Consider the following 18,143-nt stretch of genomic DNA (forward strand, 5'->3'; position numbering starts at 1 on the left):
TCTATTTCATTCCTTCTTGTATATACGCTAATAACCACTTATCATATTGTGCTAATGCTTGTTGATCATCTAAATTGATTCTATATTTAATATTGGTAAGTTGGTTCAACTGCTTTAATTCATCAGTATCTCTATAGACAACTACTTTAGGAAAAGTAGCATCTTTGTATCCTTCTACCAATATAATGTTAGTGTCTATTGTAACAGATTTTCTGATAATTTCAGTCAAAGTTTGCTTAGGACTCCGACTTACTGTTTGTTGATAATTGACACCTTGGACAATGCTTTGATCTGCACCTGCTTCAAAATGTTTCATATGATCAACTTCTGCACTTTGCAATTTAATATCCTGTAATTGATTATCGTGTTCGCCACCATGATGTTTAATAGTTACAACTGTATAGTTATTTAACTTTAGCTGTTGAATCGTATGACTCATTAATGTCGTTTTACCTGATTTCTTATATCCAACAATTTGTATTATCATAATGTTAAATCATACTCTCTACTGTCAGATTCTGTCAGTATAACATCAACAGTATAGCCTTTTTTATAACCTCTAGTCCCGCCTGGTAACATTATCATGGCATTACTATGAGCAATTGCTACAACAGCTCCAGATTTATTAAATCCTGAAGGCGTAACAGTCATTTGGTGACCATCAAATGTTGTTGTTGCACGTATAAATCTTGTAAATGGGTTCGGTTTTGTGAAGTCTTCCATTAACGTTGCGCGAACTACTTGTGGGTACACTGCCTGTGCCCCTGTCATCTTTAAGACAGCAGTTCTTACAAATAACTCAAAGCCTGTATAGCAAGCAGAAGGATTACCTGAAAGCCCAAATAAATATTTCCCTTGTGCTACGGCAACTGTCGTAACACTACCAGGTCTCATAGCAACCTTGTTAAACAAGACCTTTGCCTCTAAATGTTGATAAATTTGTGGTAAATAATCGAAGTCACCAACAGATACACCACCTGTAGTGATAATAATATCGTGCTGTTGTAGTGCATTTGTAACAGTTTCTATACTGGTATCTAAATCGTCCTGTTGAATTTTATAAGTTTCTATTGTTAATCCAAGATTTTGTGCTAATGCACTAATCATAGGCCCATTAGAATTTCTGATTTTTCCAGGCTCTAATTCATCTCCGACATCTAACAATTCACTACCTGTAGCAATAATAGCTACGCTTGGTTTATTATAAACAGGCACTTCTGTATAGCCGTAAGTTGCTAATACTGCGATGGCACCAGCATTAATACGTTGTCCTTTTTGTAAGACAATGTCACCCGACTTAGTCTCTTCTCCCTTAATAGCAATATTTTCTAAAGCATCAAATTGCTTGCGAATCGTAAATCCTGACTCGTATTCGGTAGTTTGCTCTAACATAACAACAGCATCTGCGCCTTTAGGAATAGCAGCACCTGTCATTATACGTACAGCCTCATGTTCACCTACTGATTCGTTAGATACTGCTCCCGCTCCAATGTGATCAATTACTTTAAAGAAGATTCTGTTATCTCCTGATGCCTCTGTTGTATCTATACTTCTAAGTGCAAAGCCATCATAAGGAGACTTGTCGAATCTCGGTATATCGTATGTAGCAACAATATCTTCGGCAAGTATATAGTTCAAGCTTTCAGATAATTTTACATTTGTGATATCCATTATAATATTTTCATTAACAATACGTTTAATTGCCTCACTTACAGGGATAGGCGTTCTCTTTTCTACTGGCATACGATCTACTCCTTATAACTTATAATTTCATGGTATACTAAAAATGTTTAGGAGGGATAACTGTGTCTCAATTTACACATATAAATGAGCAAGGTAATGCTAAAATGGTAGACGTTTCAGACAAAAAAATTACAAAACGTACAGCTACTGCACACTCTAGCATTACAGTAAACGAAGAAATCCACACACAAATTGTCGAACATACGAATGATAAAGGGAATGTCTTAAACACTGCACAAATTGCAGGTGTTATGGCAGCAAAGCAAACATCAACTATCATTCCAATGTGCCATCCTCTACCATTGACTGGCATTGACATTCAATTTAATTGGCAACAAAACCAAGCCGATTATACATTAAATATTCAAGCTACTGTTTCTACCACAGGTAAGACTGGCGTAGAAATGGAAGCACTCACTGCTGCCTCTGTTACAGCACTCACGATTTATGATATGACTAAAGCATTAGACAAAGGTATGATTATTGGTGAGACTTATTTGCTAACCAAGACAGGCGGTAAATCCGGTGACTTTCAACGCGAACAATAATTTAATATAACGGTTCATACCTCGAATTGATTGTTCGAGGTATTTTATTTTGTTAGTTCTTTAATCAAATGTGTTATTTCAGGTTTAATTAGTTCCTCTATTGCCAATTTCACGGCTCCAGTTGAACCTGGTAAGCAAAAAATCAACTTATCATTGTGTGTACCTGCTATCGCCCTCGACAACATTGCCCTTGTCCCTACATCCTTGACATAACTTAAATATCTAAACAATTCTCCAAATCCTTCGATCTGCTTAGTTAAATACGGACTTACCGCTTCTATTGTTACATCTCTTTGAGCAATGCCTGTCCCACCTGTTGTTATGATGACGTCTAAATCTGTCGCTAACCAATGCTCTATTTGAGACTCTATAGCAATTTTGTCATCTTTGACAATTTTGTAATATTCTGTAGAAATTGTGATACCTATTTCAGAGAGCAACGCTTGCACTAATTTACCACCTTTATCCGTATCATAATTTCTAGTATCCGATATCGTTAATACACCACATTTAATTGGTCGATTTAACTTAACATTCGTATGCATAATGCAATTCCTCCTATGTTAGCCAAATAATTGATTAATTAAGGTTTTCGCCTCATTCGGGTTAGTCATTCCGTGAATGAGCATTCGTCCACCTTTGAAACTTACGATTTGATGCTCTTTGTATTTAAACCTTATCATATACGGGTTACTTTGATAGTTAATATGATTTCTAATTAAAAATGATTCTAATATTTCCTGGGTAATATTATTATTTTGATATTGTACTGTGTCTCTACCACACAAAGTCGCATAATCTCGACTAGTAGTATGCAAATATGGATATGTTGGATTTACACCACAAGTAGGACAAGTTGAGCGACTCATTTTGGCAAAGCCAAATGAATGATGTGAACCTTCCCATAAATCACCATAAGTTAATTTAGGAGATAATTCCGCATCTAAGATAATCTTTAACGCATCTCTCATCTGTAAGCTCGTCGTCATTGTCACTGCTGGTTGAATAACGCCTACCGTATCACAAGTCATGTTTATCGTTGGTATATTAGGAACAAGGCAATTAAAGCACGGTGTCTCACCTGGTATAAAAGGCGCTTCCACATATGTACTTTGTACAACACCACCATAAATCCAAGGCACTTTATTTAAATATGCAAAGTCATTTATGAGCTGTCGTGTCTCAAAGTTATCTGTCGCATCTAAGATCAAATCAATTTGTGTTGCATGCTGTTCTAAAAAGTGTGCATCGACATGTGCAATGTGTTGATGAATCACAACATCAGAACGAATTGCTTTAAGATGGTTGTTTGCGGCTACCACTTTAGGCATATATGACGAAGCATCCTGTTCTGTAAACAAAGTCTGGCGTTGCAAATTACTAAATTCGATATAATCTCTATCTACAATTGTAATTTCACCGACACCAGTCCGTACTAAACTTTCTGCTAAATGTGTTCCTAATGCACCCATTCCTATAATCAGCACATGTTGCTTTAATAACTGTGCTTGACCTTGTTGTCCAATATGCTTATATAAAATTTGCCTAGAATAACGTTCAAAATCCACCATTACAAACTCCTCTACACATCAATTGTTTCTATTATAAATCTTGCACTTCAATGTAACAACGTTTAGTAATTATATAAAATAAAAATAAGTGAATTCCCTAATTCAATTATAGTCGCATAACGCACTTATGCAGTGAACAGCCATTTGCCATACTTTGATACACTTACAACATCTTTTATCTTGTGTTATAGATAACAAAATTAAAAATGTATTAAATTGTTTACTTTAAAGAATATCTTTCGAATTACTGTTCATGGTACAATATATAAGATTTGATATGGAGGTGGATAAATGGCACGTTCAAAGGGCTATGAAGAGCAATTAGAAAAAGCAAAAGATATTGTTATTAATTCTATTGGTGAAACAATGGATTTATATGGTGTAAATAGAAGTGTAGGTAATTTATATGGAACGATGGTTTTTGAGCAAAAAAGTATGACATTGGATGAAATGCGTTATGAATTGCAAATGAGCAAACCCAGCATGAGTGCAGGTGTAAAACGATTGCAAGAATTTGACGGCGTGAAACAAGAATTTATTAGAGGGAGTAGAAAACAACATTTTACTGCCGAAAAAGATTTCTTCACCTTTTTTGGAAATTTCTTTTCACAAAAATGGAAACGAGAAATCAAACTTAATTTAGAAGCCATACATAAAGCCGAAGCCATTCTTAATCCAATCATTCATTCGGAAACAGCAACTACTGAAGTAAAAGAAGAAGCCTATGAAGTTTTAGAACAGATTGAGCATTCAAAGGTTTATTATGATTGGCTCTCAACACTTAGCAAAGCCTTAGCATCTGGTAAAATATTCGATTACTTCCCAATTCCAGATAACAACCAAGATTAAACACTGACAGCTAACAATTCGATTTTCGACACATAACCTTAAAGCTATACTAAACGCTATATAGTGGTTTTATATAAATTAGAATAACTTAAATGGAAATTAAATAGTATATTGTCAGGAATATTTTCCCAAGAGAAAAGTCGGCAACTGAGTTTTTACAATTTCAGTTACCGACTTTTTATTTAACATACGCCACTTAATTAGCTACGATTCTTAAATGATCTAATCCTGCTTTTCGATTTTCTCGATATATACACACTCATTATTCAATCTGCTGTGTATATGGAACAATTACATGCTTAAATGACACAAATATTAATGTTATATAGCTTCAACACATCTTTATTATGCTCAGATTAACTTCTGATATTGTGGTGTATTTTACAGCTATGATTCATGGTTTAAAGTAATAATTTCATCCGCCAACGTTTCTGCTTCATAATGTGAATGTGTAACAAAGATAATAGGTATTTTCCATAAATTGAATATTTGTTTAACTAAGTCAATGCTTTCATTTTTCGTATTATCATCCAAACTTGAAAAAGGCTCATCTAACAATATTAAATCAGGTTTCGTAGTCAATGCACGTGCAAGTGCAACTCTTTGAGCTTCTCCCCCTGACAAGCTGCTTGGGTATTGACTTGTTAAATGCGCAATATTTAATTGCTTAGCTAACTCTGTGATATGTGAAGAATGTCGTGACATAAAGGTTAAATTTTGCATCACTGTCATATTTGGAAATAATTGATAATCTTGAAATAAATACGCAATACGTCGTTGTTGAATTTTCACTTGAACGCCTTGTTCAGTATCTGTTAACACACGACCATTAACTTTAATATAACCTTTGGCAGCCGGAGTTAACCCCGCAATAATATTTAACACTGTTGTTTTACCAATACCAGAAGGACCTGTTAGCGCATATATTCGTGGTTGCTCATCGTTAATATTCACTTTCAAACGATAATCTCTAACCTGCTGGACTATATGAATATCTATCAATTAAGTCCCCTCCTTAAAACGCTCTCTATGCATAAGGTTTATCGTGCCAATTACAGTTATAGCAAATGCCACTAATACAATAACCCATAACCATGCTTGATTTTCCTTGCCCTGTTCTACTAAAAAATATATCTCAAGTGGTAATGTGTTCGTCTTATTTGGAATATAGCCAGCAACCATCAGCGTCGCGCCAAATTCACCAATCGCTCGTGCGAAACTCATCATTACACCTGATAACACAGCGCGCTTAGATAACGGTAATGTTAACTTAAAAAATATTTTTAACTCACTAGCTCCCATAGTTCTAGCAGTATTCAGCATCTTCGTATCAATATTACGAAACCCTTGCACCGTATGTTGATACATCAATGGCAAACTAACAATCGTAGAAGCTATGATTGCACCAGTTAAGGTAAAGACGACAGGTATATGGAGCACTTGTGTAAAAAAATGACCTAGCGGATACTTTGGCGAAAAGATAATAAGCAATATAAAACCCATAACGGTAGGAGGCAATACGATAGGCAACACAATAAAGCTCTCTATAACTCGCGCTATTACACCATGCCTTTGATATAGCCATCTTGCAATGAGAATACCAAGTATTAATACAATCAGTGTACTCGATATAGCTACTTTTAAAGATATCCAAAATGGAGTAATATCTGGCATCTCGTTAACCTCCTACTTTATGCTTCAAATTTATATTTCTTCAAAATTGATTTCGCTTTATTTGTTTTCAAGAAATCTACCCATTCTTTTGCCATCTTCTTATTAGATGTTGTAGCCGCTTTATAAATAATTGGCTTTTTCAATTTAGCATCAGCAATTTCTTTAACTTTATCATTACCATTTTGTTGATTTTGATATAAATCTGTTTTATATACATAACCAAGTTGCGCATTACCTTTATCAACATAATTCAATACCTGTCTGACATCTTTAGCATAAACAATATGATCTTGTACTTGCTTATATAACCCTTGTGATTTCAAATATTGCTCTGCATATTTCCCAGCTGGTACTGATTTCACTTCTCCTATTGCTAATTTATCTCCTTGTTGTAAATCACTAACTTGATGATACTTATGTTTATCATCACCGATTAAAATTAATTTGTTTTTTGCGTAATTATATGTATGATGCGCTTTATTTTGCTCAGTTAAAGCGTCGACATCCTTTGTATTAGCAGACATTAACACATCAGTTGGCGCACCTTTTTCTATTTGTTGTCTCAGCGCACCAGAACCACCATAGTTAAAGCTTATATCAACATCTTTATGCTGTTTCTCAAATGCTTGCTCTAAATCTTTTGTAACATCTGTTAAACTAGCTGCAGCAGAAATTTGTAACGTTTGCTTTTTATTTTCGCTACTTTTTTTGTTGTCACTCTTTTGTGCAGATGAATTCGAACAGCCAGCTACAATGACACTTAATGCTAGGACCATTATCAAAAATGGTTTGTAATATTTGTTCATATTTAATACCCCTTCCTTTGTGAATTATTATATTCCTCTTTTTTAAAAAACAAAAGGGTAACTAAATTGACAATTTATAAAATAATTTTCACTAAATGAATTTTTAATCATACTTTCAATACTAATTGCTAAAAAATTCACAAAAAAGCTTGCCAAAAAATGTTTTTGACAAGCTCAATGATATATTATTGAATGCTTTCTAATGTGTGGATAAAGCGCATAAATGCATTCTGTCCTACTTCAGTTTGTTTAAATACACCAGCATCCTCTAACACGCGTTTAAATTTATAGCCTACTTCTTTGTCTACAATTTCATCAACATTAGACTTATTTATACTATAATTAGCTTTCATTGTATCCGCCCATGATTGATGGACACCTAAATCAATATCATCATCACCTAATAAATAGGCTTTGACATGTTGTAGCTCTTCCTTCAATCTGCCAGGAAGGATTGCTGTGCCCATTACTTCGATTAACCCTATGTTTTCTTTCTTGATATGTTGAACATCTTGATGAGGATGAAAAATTCCATCTGGGTATTCATTAGACGTCTGATTGTCTCTTAATACAACATCTAATTCATATAAACCATTACGATATCTTGCAATTGGTGTTATGGTATGATGTCTCTCACCATTATTACTAAACGCTTTAATTTGGACAGTTTCATCAGAATAACGATTCCAACCATCCATAATAAAAGTAGCCGCTTCGATAAGTTCATTTTTATCTGCGCTTTTCAATCTAATGACACTCATCGGCCATTTTAAAATACTAGCCTCAACACTAGGAAATTGGACTAGCGAAAAACGGTCTAATTCACGTGCTTTATCCATAGGGAATGTGTGTCTTCCAGTTTGATAATGGTTATGTGACAATATCGAACCACCAACTAATGGAATATCAGCATTAGAACCTATAAAGTAATGTGGAAATTGATCAATAAACGCCAGTAAATTTTTAAATGTTTGCTTATTAATTTTCATTGGTTCATGTTGTTCCGACAACACGATACTATGTTCTTGAAAGTATGCATAAGGAGAATATTGAAAACCAAAGTGTTCATTATCTAACTCTATTCTTATAATACGATGATTGGTACGCGCAGCTTGAAGCACAGAACCTTTATACCCTTCATTCTCAATACACAATGCACATTGTGGATATGCTGAACTTTTTGCTTCTTTCGCTAAAGCAATCTGTTTAGCATCCTTTTCTGGTTTAGATAGATTAATCGTAATTTCTATATCCCCATACTCCGTCGACACTTCATAATTAATATTGTTCGCTATAGCATCTTCTTTAACATAATGATTTAGCTTTGAAATTTCATAAAAATAATCTGTCGCATTTTGAGGTGCTTCCTTATAGGCTTCAAAGAATCGCTGATTAATCATTGATGGTTTAGGTGTTATTAAATCAAGAATTTGTGCTTCAATTATTTCTTTATTGTATAAAGCATCTTCAATCATTTGTTGCTCAATTGCCTGTTGAATCCAATACTGAGTAATATCATTTGGAGAAGGTGCGCTATTGATTGAATCAGGGATTGACGATTTTTGATCAATACCTTCTGCATTTAATATTGCTAACAAACGATTTTGTATATAAATAGCATCTTCATTTTCGAAATCACCATACTTAATTGCAAATGTCACAAAGCGATTTACGAGTTGTTGCTCTAATAACATCTTTTATCCCTCCGTATCTTCAAGATAACCATTAGGATTTTGATTATGCCAAGCCCAAGCTGAAGCTATAATGTCATTAATATCATCATGTTGCGGTTGCCAACCAAGTAAGCTCTTAGCTTTATCACTAGAAGCAATCAACTTACTTGGATCACCTGCTCTTCGCTCTCCTACTTCGGCTTTAATTGGTTGTTGCGTCACTTCTCTTGCTGCCTTTAAAATTTCAAAAACTGAGTACCCTTGGCTACTGCCTAAATTAAAGGCACCAGATTCTCCACCACTTTGTAAATATTTAAAGGCTAAGATGTGCGCATCGATTAAATCAACTACATGAAGATAGTCCCTGATACATGACCCGTCTGGTGTATCATAATCATCACCAAATATCGTCAAATGATCTCTTTGACCTAGAGCAACTTCAAGAACAATAGGGATAAGATGTGTCTCTGGTCGATGATCTTCACCAATCGAACCACCCTCTTTAGCACCAGCCACATTGAAATAACGTAACGCCGCATAATTTACACCATATGCTTCATGACTCCAACGCATCATTTTTTCCATCATTAACTTACTTTCACCATATGGACTAGTAGGCGTTTTTGAATCATCTTCTGTAATAGGTACGTTGTCTGGCTCGCCATATACCGCTGCCGTAGAAGAGAAGATAATATGTTCCACTTGATAATCATACATAACCTCTAATAATACCTGTAGACCATGTACATTATTATTAAAGTATGCTAATGGCTTTTGAACAGATTCTCCTACTAACGAATATGCACAAAAATGAAACACACCTTCAATTTGATGTTGTGAAAATACATTTGTTAAGAAAGCTTTATCTCTAATATCTCCTTCATAAAATTGTGCATCTTTATGAACCGCATCTCTATGCCCCGTTCCTAAGTTATCAACTACAATCACTTCAAAGCCTTGTGAAATGAGCTGATCAACAGCATGACTACCAATATAACCGGCTCCACCCAATACTAATACAGACATCATAAATCTCCTCCTCTTTATATCGTTAGTTCTTTAACGCCTTCGCTAATACCTACATGATAAAATGATGGTAGATAACCTATATCATCCTGGTATTTCTGGGATACTTCAGATTCTAGTTGCTTAACACTATCTTTATGTACTAGCGCAATTGCACAGCCAGCAAATCCGGCACCAGTCATTCTTGCTCCTAATACTCCTTCTACCTTTTGTGCCGTTTCAGCTAAAGTATCTAACTCTTTACCTGTTACTTCATAGTCATTTTTCAATGAGTTATGAGATGCATTTAACAATTTACCAAAGGTTGTAAAATCACTTTGTTCTAATGCTTTGAACGCTTGTTTTGTACGTTCATTTTCAGTGACTGCATGTCTTGCACGGCGCAATTCAACATCATTTTCAATTAAATATTGATGTGCTTTAAATTGCTCCGTTGACAATTCACCCAATGCTGCTATATCTAATTTTTGTTTTAATGCTTCTAGTGCCGATTCACATTCTGCACGACGTTCATTGTACTTACTCTCCGTTAAATTCCGACGTTTATTTGTGTTCATTATCGATATGACATAATCACCAAACTTCGCTGGTACATAGTCATACTTTAACGTTGCTGTATCTAACATAATTGCATGTTCAGCTTTACCCATACCAATGATAAATTGGTCCATAATACCTGAATTCACGCCCATAAATTTATTTTCAACCTGCTGACCCATTTTTATTAATTCTAACCTTGATAATTCTAAATTAAATAATTGTCTTAGTAGCCAACCTGTTAATAATTCAATAGATGCTGATGAAGACAAGCTTGCACCATTTGGAATATTACCTTCTACAAGCATATTAAAGCCCTGGGTAATATGTGGGAATTGTGCTTTCAAGTATTTAATAATTCCTTTTGGGTAATTAGCCCAATCATGCGCATCATCAAATTCTAGCTCATTTAGTGAAAAGCTAATCATCCCCTTTTCTTCAAAGTTATTTGAAAATAATTGCACCATATCATCTGAACGCTTTGACACTAAACCATACGTACCTAATTCAATTGCAGCAGGAAAAACATAACCCCCATTATAATCAGTATGTTCACCAATTAGATTAATTCTCCCGGGCGCAAAAGCTGCAACATCTGCTCTGCTATCAAATAACCGTTCGAATTGTTTATGCATTGCTTGTAACATCATCCATCCGCTCCTTATTGTGTGACGCACTTTCGTCCGTAACATTATTTTATTTCAATATAGTAAACTTAAAATGAGTTTACTTGTTTACTAAATGTTTTGTCAATGAACTTCATTCAACGCATCGTTTTGAAGGTTGTACGTTCATTTAATTGTGCCTCCACTACAACGTGAATTGCAATTTTACGTGTTTTATTTATTCGTTCTTCAGCCATACGCACAGCCGTTCTACCAAATTCATCAACCGGTATATGTACACCACTAACTGATGGAACGGCATATTGAATAACTTCTAAATCATTAAAGCTTACTAATTTAACTTCATCAGGTAATTTAATATTTTCACTTTGTAACTGTTGTAAAATACCAATAGCAACCATATCATTACCAGCTATTAACACATCTGGCAAAGTATCTTCAGCTATAAAACGTTGTACTGCTAATTTGCCATCCTCTTGTTCCCAGCCACTCATTATCGGCAAGGCATCAATATGATGGTCTTCACACCATGCTGTATAAGCTTCATATCTAGGATCTGTGTTATATAATTTAGCTTCCCCTGCAAGATTCCTAACTGTATGGGTACCACCTACATATGCTACTCGCTTTAAATTCATTTTCTCAATTTCATTTAATAATGTTGTCATGGCATAATGTAAATCTGAATAGACAGCATCTATAGATTTAGGTGTATTTGGATTATTAATAACAACAATATTATTATTGTGTGCTTGTAATTCAATAATCGCTGCTTCTGAAAAGTTACCTACCACAATAATTGCTCCAGCCTTTTCAACTTTATCGAAATCTACAACACCACTACTCCCATCAATTCTAATAGTACGTTTCAATGATAAGTTGAGTCGTGTTACTTCTGCTTCAATAGCTAATCTAATTTCTCTGTAATATGGATCTGACATTTCCTTAGCTCGTGAAGCATATGTGATAATTTGAATTGTCTTGTTTTTACGTGATACCTTTTGATATTGCATGCGTTTAGCCACATCATGAATTCTCTCTCGTGTTGTTGCTGCAACAGACAGTGTTGGATCATTGTTTAACACACGGGACACAGTACCCGGACTCACATTTGCCTCTTTTGCTATATCTCTAATACTCGCCATTGTATCACCTCATATTGTTTACTTTAAGTTTACTTGTTTACTCTTTAGGTATCAACCCTTTACATTACCGATTGTTTTTTTACTATTGGTACAATTAATCTGTTTTATTTTTTTACATTTAAAAATAAGTTACACTTAGTAAGTGAAAAGAAATGAGGTGTACTTATGCATGAAGATGTCTTAACTAATCAACCCATTGTACGTTATGAACAAGGCGCATTAATCCAAACAACAGATCATTATGTTACAGAATTCCCATTAACTATCATGGTAAATGGCTCAGAATTTGCCACTGTTATTTGTAGTCCTAATCACTTAGAAGAGCTAGTGCTAGGTTTTTTAGCATCTGAAGGTGCCATATTGAAAAGTACAGATTTGAAATCTATTCAAATTGATGATAGTAAGGGCTTTGCTCATGTCCATCTAAATAAAGAACTAGGTGAGCGTTTTGAATATTCTACGAAGCGAACCATTGCTTCATGTTGTGGAAAAAGTCGTGCTTTTTACTTTCAAAACGATATGGCTGTTGCCAAGACTTCACTCTCCGACATCACCTTAACACCGACTCAGGTTTTAAATATGATGACAAGATTACAAAGTGCAAGTAAGGTATTTAAGCAAACAGGTGGATTGCATAATGCTGCAATCAGCGATGGTGAAACATTCTTTGAACACCGCCAAGATATCGGTAGACATAATGCATTAGATAAACTATATGGATATTGCATACAAAGACATATACCTGTGCGCAATAAAGTATTGATCTTTAGTGGTAGAATCTCATCCGAAATATTAATCAAGGCTGCAAAGATTGGAGTAGGCATGATACTATCAAAATCTGCTCCTACTACATTAGCCATCACATTAGCTCAAGATTTGAATATAACAGCAGTCGGTTTTATAAGAGATGGTAACTTTAATATATACAGCCATCCAGAACGCATAAAAGCTGTAGACGCTAACGAAACTTAAATTTCGAATGCATCTACAGCTTTATTTAAATACTTATAATTGTATATCACTATCTTCAATGGCCTCTTTTACTATTTGATACCTAAAGCTTATAAACTGATACCCTTGCTTTATATACATATCCTTTGCAGTATCTTCTCCATCAGCTATCAAAATCATTGGCTTTTCACCAGCATAACGAGCTACAAAACTCTGCATAACAGTTCCAATTCCTTGTCTTTGAAAGTTTGGTAACACACCAAAGCCATCTATTTCGATTGTATTGTCCGAAACGATTATATCCAATATACCTACAGGCTGGCCTGCTTTATAAGCTATCAGACGTTCTTTATTATCGATACCATAACTAGCTCTCAGAAGTTGAATACTCTCATTTGCATATGCATTGCCATATGGTAAGGCAAACGTTCTATAAATTTGTATGTAATCCTCAATTGATTCTGATGAAACAAATTGGATATCAATGTCAGTGTTGTTCGATTGCGGAAAATACTTAGCTTCAATGGCATACAATTCCATTAAACCTAATTCAAAACCAGTTCGCTCTAATAAATTAATCCACGTATCAGAAAGTAGTACATTTTCTGGAAAAACAAATGCTAAATGTTCGGAACCTTGTTGCTGATGTAATTTAGCTTGTTTCAAGACATGTTGTTTAAATTCTGTGATTGAAGGTAAATACTTGTATTCCCATTTATTCGCATCATAGACTAAGGGTTCATCCGGAGTTAAGTAGATCGTTTTATCTTTTTCATTTTTAAATATCGTACCTTGTTGAAAGATATTATCCATCGAAATTTTCAACTCCATCACCACACCTTGTCTATTAATTGTTTGTTTTTAATAATTGTTGGAACCGACTATGATTTAATAATATATTGCCAATCAAGCTTGCAATAATTGCTTTTATTATATCTCCAGGCATAAATGCAAATGATAAAAGTATCGATTTACTCATTGGAATATTAGTAATTATGCCCATAATAAGCGTACCAACCACATCTAATAATATTACCCCAAATATAATAGTTGTAACTAATAATAAGATAAAATTAATCTTTTTGAAGTATAAGTCTCTTACTAAACCAATGAGAAATGCAACAACTGGATACATAAATAAGAAACCAGCAGATGGACCAGCAAATACGCCTATACCACCTCTGCCACCAGATAATAATGGTAATCCCGCTGCAACAAGTAATAATAAGACCATCACACTTATCGTGCCATACTTTCTCCCTAAGATAATTGCCGCCAAGAATATACCTATATTTTGTAACACGATAGGTACAGGCATAATTGGCAACGGAATTGCTGGAACAAAACCTAACACAGCTATGATTGCCGTCATTAATGCTGTATATACTAAATATTTTGTAGTCACAATACAACCTCCTTAATTTCGTTAGCTCACCATTAATGTAAACATTAATATAAAAACAGTTTACAATATTGAATGATATATTTAGATTCAATAAAATGCAATATATTTTTACAATGATGGTTAGGATAAAAATACATGTAGGCGTAATTTCTAGAAAAATAACGCCTACATGTATTGATTGGTATAATCAAAATTAAACTTAGGCATCAACGTTTAATCACAAGTTTTTTCAAATGTAAAAAGAGAGCTAATCCGTTGAGGATTAACTCTCTTATTTTGAGAATGGGATTTATGTCCCAAACATTTAAAACAATAATAGTCTATTGTCATTTAATAAGTATATTGCTTTAAAGCACTTACTAAATTCCCTAATAAGTTACTGATAATACAATTTCATAGCTTTATATTATTTTAATAATTTTTCTTTTAAATCTTTTCTCATATATTCCAATGTGTATGGATCGTTATACCAATAAGTTTCAGCTTGAACTTTGATTACATGACCATCCTTAACTGCTGGAATATTATTCCATAAATCTGTTTTAGCGTATGATGGCGTAGCTTTACCTTCACTTGTTGAAACAATATAATCACCAGCATAATCTGCAAGTTTTTCTTGTTTAATTTCAGCCCAGCCTTCTTTTTTAACTAACTTGTCTAATTTCTCCGGCATTTTTAGACCGAATGCTTGGTATAATACTTCGCCGCCACGACCCCAGTTTGGTCCGTAACTATATAATTTTTTGTCAAATTCATCGAAGATTGATACTGTTGCATCTGAACCAATTTTTTCTTTGATTTCTTTACCATCTTTTTTAGTTTTAGCTTTCCACTTTTCTTCCCAAGCTTTAACTTTATCTTCTTTACCTAACAATTTCCCTAATTCTTCTTGTTGATCTAGATATTTATGTTTACCATAGTCAAATACAACTGTTGGAGCAATTTTTTTGTATTTTTTGATGTTTTTATCAGTAGAATATACAATAATTAAATCTGGTTTTGATTTAGCAACCTTTTCAACATCGTTATCTCCAACTTTTGTAACACCTTTAAATTTATCTTTTAACAATTTACTGCTATCTACTTGCTTGTTTACAGCAACAATTTTCCCACCAAGGTATTTAACTCCCCCAGCATATGTAGGTGCAACAACCGCAATACGTTTCGGTGATTTAGGTACATCGATACTCTTGCCACTATCTAATTTATAAGACTTTGTTTCTTCTTTCTTTGAATCGCTATCCGATTTATTACCGCAAGCTGCCAAAATTAAAACTAAGGCAATTAACGGAAACAATAATTTCTTCATTTATTTCCCTCCATTGAAAACGATTATCAGTTACAAAGTAATTATATAGCTTCTAAAGTAATTTTACAATAGTAATATTTACAAGTATTGTGATAATTAATAATTCAAAAAACTACGTATAAAATTTCTATATAAGTATAAAAATAATTGCCTCTTATTTTTTAAAATAAATAATAAGGACTGACTTCAACCCTTAATATTTTGTGTTCTTTTTCACACCTAAACTAACCGAAGCGACTACTTAAACTTCAAATATATTCATATCATATGCCAACACTACTATTACGTGCATCTTAAAAATCTGTATATAAATCATATTTGTTAAATTATCAGCAAGTGTCTAATTTTATACTACTTCCAATGAGAAATCACATATAAGTCCGAAGTGCTTTGCTAAGCTTCTAAGGAAACATCATCAGTTTAAGACCAAAGCTGAAATAAGAACCTGTAGAACCGATTCATCAATCAATAAAAAATAGTCAGGGACACAAAGACCTAGCATTAAGCCCATCAAAAATTTTTGACCTTTAATGAGCTTGTTATTTATATCAATACTCCGTATTGTTATTGCTCGCTTACCTAGGGGGATGGGTCGAGCCTCGGTCTCGACACTCACCCTACTCCCTCAGGTGTCTCGCAATTAATACGTAGTTCATATATGTTATTATTACAAAAAAGTTAGACACTTTCGTATAACTTAATAAACATCATTAAACTAAATTAACGAGGTATCTTATGTATAAATATTACAACACGTCTCAATTAACTCTACCAATGGAAACTGAAATACTTATAAATGAAAATGATATCTACAAATTGTAAATCATTTTGTATAAACAGTTCTAGGAATACAAGGTTAAAACGTGAACTAAGATTAGCATAAATGGCTATCAATATAAGAAAAACAACAGCACTAAGTACTAATCAATTTGATAATAATAGAAAAATCGATGATTTTTACATTTTCACAGTAAAAATCATCGATTCTATTTTAGTTTGAAAGCTAATGTCCCAGACTCTTACTCTAGCCTTGATATTCCAAATCCTTCTATAAAATAAAGCCATATATAATACTTAGCTTATTCGAATAAACCAAGTACTGACTTAGCAATATTTGTATAAGCCATATCTTCCATTGGAGGGTTATGTAACCCTGCTCGCATATCACGATAATAGCGCTGTAAAGGTCGATCCATCTCAAGGCTCTTAGCACCAACAATTCTCATGGCAATATCTATCACTTCAAGACCTTGATTCATCACTAATACTTTTGAGGCTGATGTTTCATTCCAAACATTCGGTGTTGCTTCTGATGTATAAAGCTTGGCAGTGCTCCATAAGAAATGTCTAGCAGATAATAATAATGATTCCATCTTACCTATATTTTGTTGGACGGTTGGCAGTTCTCCAATACAACCCTCAATGCTGTTTGGACTATGTTTTTTAGCAAAATCTACTGCATAGTCTCTAGCAGCTTGTGCAATACCAAGATATACACTCGGAATATGTAGAATCCAGCCATTAGGTTTCTTAACGCCAGCACTTCTCGTTTCTACAAAATTCTCCTTAGGTATGTGTACATCATTTAACACTAAATCATGACTTTCAGTTGAGCGCATGCCTAGCATATTCCAATTATCAGCAATTTCAACACCTTGCATATCCTTTGTAACTAAATAGTACCCTACTTGTTCGAGTGATTCACTATATGCACTGACAACAAAGTGGGTTAACCCTTTACTCATCGATGTAAATGTTTTAACTCCATTTAACACATAACCCTCTTCTGTTTCTACAGCATGGGAAGCTGGTCTACCGCCTCTAGTTGGACTACCCGTTTCCGCTTCACTAATCGCTCTATTAACTAGCGCACCTTGTTTCACAGCTTCTGCAAATGATTCTAACATTGGTGATTCCCATAACTCTTGTTCATAAAGTTGACCGACAACACTCAAGTGCCAGCCTATTGATAAGGCAGTAGCACCATCTATAGCGCCGAGATGACTTTGCAGAATCACCATATCTTCAATGGTAGCACCTTCGCCGCCATAGCTTTTTGGTAGTGTTAATTTAGAATAGCCTTCTTTGACAAGCCATTCTATATTTTCATAAGGAAAGCGAGAATGTATGTCATTGTATGCCGCTCTAGATTGAAATGTTTCCTTTATTGTTTCAAATTTATGAATCCACTTTTGTTGTATATCTGAATGTATTAATGCGGAATCATTCACTTCTATCACCTCTTAGTTAATCTCTTATTATGATAATCTTAGTTTAACA

General features: G+C 34.1%; 18 protein-coding genes. 3 read left to right on the top strand and 15 right to left on the bottom strand.

Annotated elements, in window-relative coordinates:
- Position 1: 1 nt before the first annotated feature.
- Entirely contained in the window at positions 2–487 is a 486-nt protein-coding gene (gene mobB, locus ACF91D_RS16160) for a molybdopterin-guanine dinucleotide biosynthesis protein B (protein ID WP_042739105.1), read from the bottom strand.
- Entirely contained in the window at positions 484–1,743 is a 1,260-nt protein-coding gene (locus tag ACF91D_RS16165) for a molybdopterin molybdotransferase MoeA (protein ID WP_107526580.1), read from the bottom strand. The genes mobB and ACF91D_RS16165 overlap by 4 nt, the downstream gene beginning before the upstream one ends.
- A gap of 62 nt (positions 1,744–1,805) precedes the next feature.
- Between ACF91D_RS16165 and moaC the strand changes: the two genes are divergently transcribed.
- On the top strand, positions 1,806–2,291 hold the full coding sequence (gene moaC / locus ACF91D_RS16170) for a cyclic pyranopterin monophosphate synthase MoaC (RefSeq protein ID WP_107512185.1): 486 nt from the start codon (positions 1,806–1,808) through the stop codon (positions 2,289–2,291).
- 44 nt (positions 2,292–2,335) lie between these two features.
- Here the strand turns inward: moaC and ACF91D_RS16175 are convergent, their stop codons facing one another.
- Positions 2,336–2,836, bottom strand: a complete 501-nt coding sequence (locus ACF91D_RS16175; RefSeq protein ID WP_107526579.1) for a MogA/MoaB family molybdenum cofactor biosynthesis protein — start codon at positions 2,834–2,836, stop codon at positions 2,336–2,338.
- A gap of 18 nt (positions 2,837–2,854) precedes the next feature.
- Positions 2,855–3,859 (bottom strand): ThiF family adenylyltransferase, encoded by a 1,005-nt coding sequence (locus ACF91D_RS16180; protein ID WP_107526578.1) that lies wholly within the window; start codon positions 3,857–3,859, stop codon positions 2,855–2,857.
- Between the two features lie 294 nt (positions 3,860–4,153).
- Between ACF91D_RS16180 and cudC the strand changes: the two genes are divergently transcribed.
- Positions 4,154–4,711, top strand: coding sequence for a choline uptake/conversion transcriptional regulator CudC (gene cudC / locus ACF91D_RS16185; RefSeq protein ID WP_042739110.1), 558 nt, complete (start codon positions 4,154–4,156; stop codon positions 4,709–4,711).
- A 387-nt stretch (positions 4,712–5,098) separates the two neighbouring features.
- Here the strand turns inward: cudC and ACF91D_RS16190 are convergent, their stop codons facing one another.
- From ACF91D_RS16190 to ACF91D_RS16220, 7 genes are all read right to left on the bottom strand, one after another.
- Positions 5,099–5,713, bottom strand: a complete 615-nt coding sequence (locus ACF91D_RS16190) for an ATP-binding cassette domain-containing protein (RefSeq protein ID WP_107526577.1) — start codon at positions 5,711–5,713, stop codon at positions 5,099–5,101.
- Complete coding sequence (gene modB / locus ACF91D_RS16195) at positions 5,714–6,385, bottom strand: molybdate ABC transporter permease subunit (RefSeq protein ID WP_107526576.1); 672 nt, start codon at positions 6,383–6,385, stop codon at positions 5,714–5,716.
- Positions 6,386–6,402: 17 nt separating this feature from the next.
- On the bottom strand, positions 6,403–7,191 hold the full coding sequence (gene modA, locus ACF91D_RS16200; protein WP_107526575.1) for a molybdate ABC transporter substrate-binding protein: 789 nt from the start codon (positions 7,189–7,191) through the stop codon (positions 6,403–6,405).
- A 185-nt stretch (positions 7,192–7,376) separates the two neighbouring features.
- Positions 7,377–8,885: a UDP-glucose--hexose-1-phosphate uridylyltransferase gene (gene galT / locus ACF91D_RS16205; RefSeq protein ID WP_107526574.1), complete on the bottom strand. Its 1,509-nt coding sequence runs from the start codon at positions 8,883–8,885 to the stop codon at positions 7,377–7,379.
- A gap of 3 nt (positions 8,886–8,888) precedes the next feature.
- Positions 8,889–9,890 (bottom strand): UDP-glucose 4-epimerase GalE, encoded by a 1,002-nt coding sequence (gene galE, locus ACF91D_RS16210; protein ID WP_107526584.1) that lies wholly within the window; start codon positions 9,888–9,890, stop codon positions 8,889–8,891.
- 17 nt (positions 9,891–9,907) lie between these two features.
- The gene (locus ACF91D_RS16215; protein ID WP_107526583.1) at positions 9,908–11,074 is read right to left on the bottom strand and encodes a galactokinase; all 1,167 of its coding nucleotides are present in this window, start codon (positions 11,072–11,074) and stop codon (positions 9,908–9,910) included.
- Between the two features lie 116 nt (positions 11,075–11,190).
- Positions 11,191–12,198: a LacI family DNA-binding transcriptional regulator gene (locus ACF91D_RS16220; protein WP_107526573.1), complete on the bottom strand. Its 1,008-nt coding sequence runs from the start codon at positions 12,196–12,198 to the stop codon at positions 11,191–11,193.
- A gap of 165 nt (positions 12,199–12,363) precedes the next feature.
- On the opposite strand from ACF91D_RS16220, the gene fdhD reads away from it, so the two are divergent.
- Entirely contained in the window at positions 12,364–13,170 is an 807-nt protein-coding gene (fdhD, locus tag ACF91D_RS16225; protein ID WP_392437372.1) for a formate dehydrogenase accessory sulfurtransferase FdhD, read from the top strand.
- 33 nt (positions 13,171–13,203) lie between these two features.
- On the opposite strand, the gene ACF91D_RS16230 is transcribed toward fdhD, so the two are convergent.
- The 4 genes from ACF91D_RS16230 to ACF91D_RS16245 all read right to left on the bottom strand — a co-directional run bounded on the left by ACF91D_RS16230 (position 13,204) and on the right by ACF91D_RS16245 (position 18,094).
- Positions 13,204–13,962 (bottom strand): GNAT family N-acetyltransferase, encoded by a 759-nt coding sequence (locus ACF91D_RS16230; RefSeq protein WP_107526572.1) that lies wholly within the window; start codon positions 13,960–13,962, stop codon positions 13,204–13,206.
- A gap of 34 nt (positions 13,963–13,996) precedes the next feature.
- Positions 13,997–14,554 (bottom strand): biotin transporter BioY, encoded by a 558-nt coding sequence (locus tag ACF91D_RS16235; RefSeq protein ID WP_107526571.1) that lies wholly within the window; start codon positions 14,552–14,554, stop codon positions 13,997–13,999.
- Between the two features lie 406 nt (positions 14,555–14,960).
- Complete coding sequence (locus ACF91D_RS16240; RefSeq protein WP_042739119.1) at positions 14,961–15,863, bottom strand: ABC transporter substrate-binding protein; 903 nt, start codon at positions 15,861–15,863, stop codon at positions 14,961–14,963.
- Positions 15,864–16,942: 1,079 nt separating this feature from the next.
- The gene (locus ACF91D_RS16245; protein ID WP_107527609.1) at positions 16,943–18,094 is read right to left on the bottom strand and encodes an acyl-CoA dehydrogenase family protein; all 1,152 of its coding nucleotides are present in this window, start codon (positions 18,092–18,094) and stop codon (positions 16,943–16,945) included.
- Between the last annotated feature and the right edge of the window lie 49 nt (positions 18,095–18,143).

This window comes from Staphylococcus sp. 231237_7MaSpsaltlick (genome assembly GCF_043107035.1).

What these genes read in the sequence shown, in the direction of transcription:
- mobB (WP_042739105.1), bottom strand. Translation starts at nt 487, where the DNA reads ATGATAATACAAATTGTTGGATATAAGAAATCAGGTAAAACGACATTA.
- ACF91D_RS16165 (WP_107526580.1), bottom strand. Translation starts at nt 1,743, where the DNA reads ATGCCAGTAGAAAAGAGAACGCCTATCCCTGTAAGTGAGGCAATTAAA.
- ACF91D_RS16175 (WP_107526579.1), bottom strand. Translation starts at nt 2,836, where the DNA reads ATGCATACGAATGTTAAGTTAAATCGACCAATTAAATGTGGTGTATTA.
- cudC (WP_042739110.1), top strand. Translation starts at nt 4,154, where the DNA reads ATGGCACGTTCAAAGGGCTATGAAGAGCAATTAGAAAAAGCAAAAGAT.
- modB (WP_107526576.1), bottom strand. Translation starts at nt 6,385, where the DNA reads ATGCCAGATATTACTCCATTTTGGATATCTTTAAAAGTAGCTATATCG.
- modA (WP_107526575.1), bottom strand. Translation starts at nt 7,191, where the DNA reads ATGAACAAATATTACAAACCATTTTTGATAATGGTCCTAGCATTAAGT.
- galT (WP_107526574.1), bottom strand. Translation starts at nt 8,885, where the DNA reads ATGTTATTAGAGCAACAACTCGTAAATCGCTTTGTGACATTTGCAATT.
- galE (WP_107526584.1), bottom strand. Translation starts at nt 9,890, where the DNA reads ATGTCTGTATTAGTATTGGGTGGAGCCGGTTATATTGGTAGTCATGCT.
- ACF91D_RS16215 (WP_107526583.1), bottom strand. Translation starts at nt 11,074, where the DNA reads ATGTTACAAGCAATGCATAAACAATTCGAACGGTTATTTGATAGCAGA.
- ACF91D_RS16220 (WP_107526573.1), bottom strand. Translation starts at nt 12,198, where the DNA reads ATGGCGAGTATTAGAGATATAGCAAAAGAGGCAAATGTGAGTCCGGGT.
- fdhD (WP_392437372.1), top strand. Translation starts at nt 12,364, where the DNA reads ATGCATGAAGATGTCTTAACTAATCAACCCATTGTACGTTATGAACAA.
- ACF91D_RS16230 (WP_107526572.1), bottom strand. Translation starts at nt 13,962, where the DNA reads ATGGATAATATCTTTCAACAAGGTACGATATTTAAAAATGAAAAAGAT.
- ACF91D_RS16240 (WP_042739119.1), bottom strand. Translation starts at nt 15,863, where the DNA reads ATGAAGAAATTATTGTTTCCGTTAATTGCCTTAGTTTTAATTTTGGCA.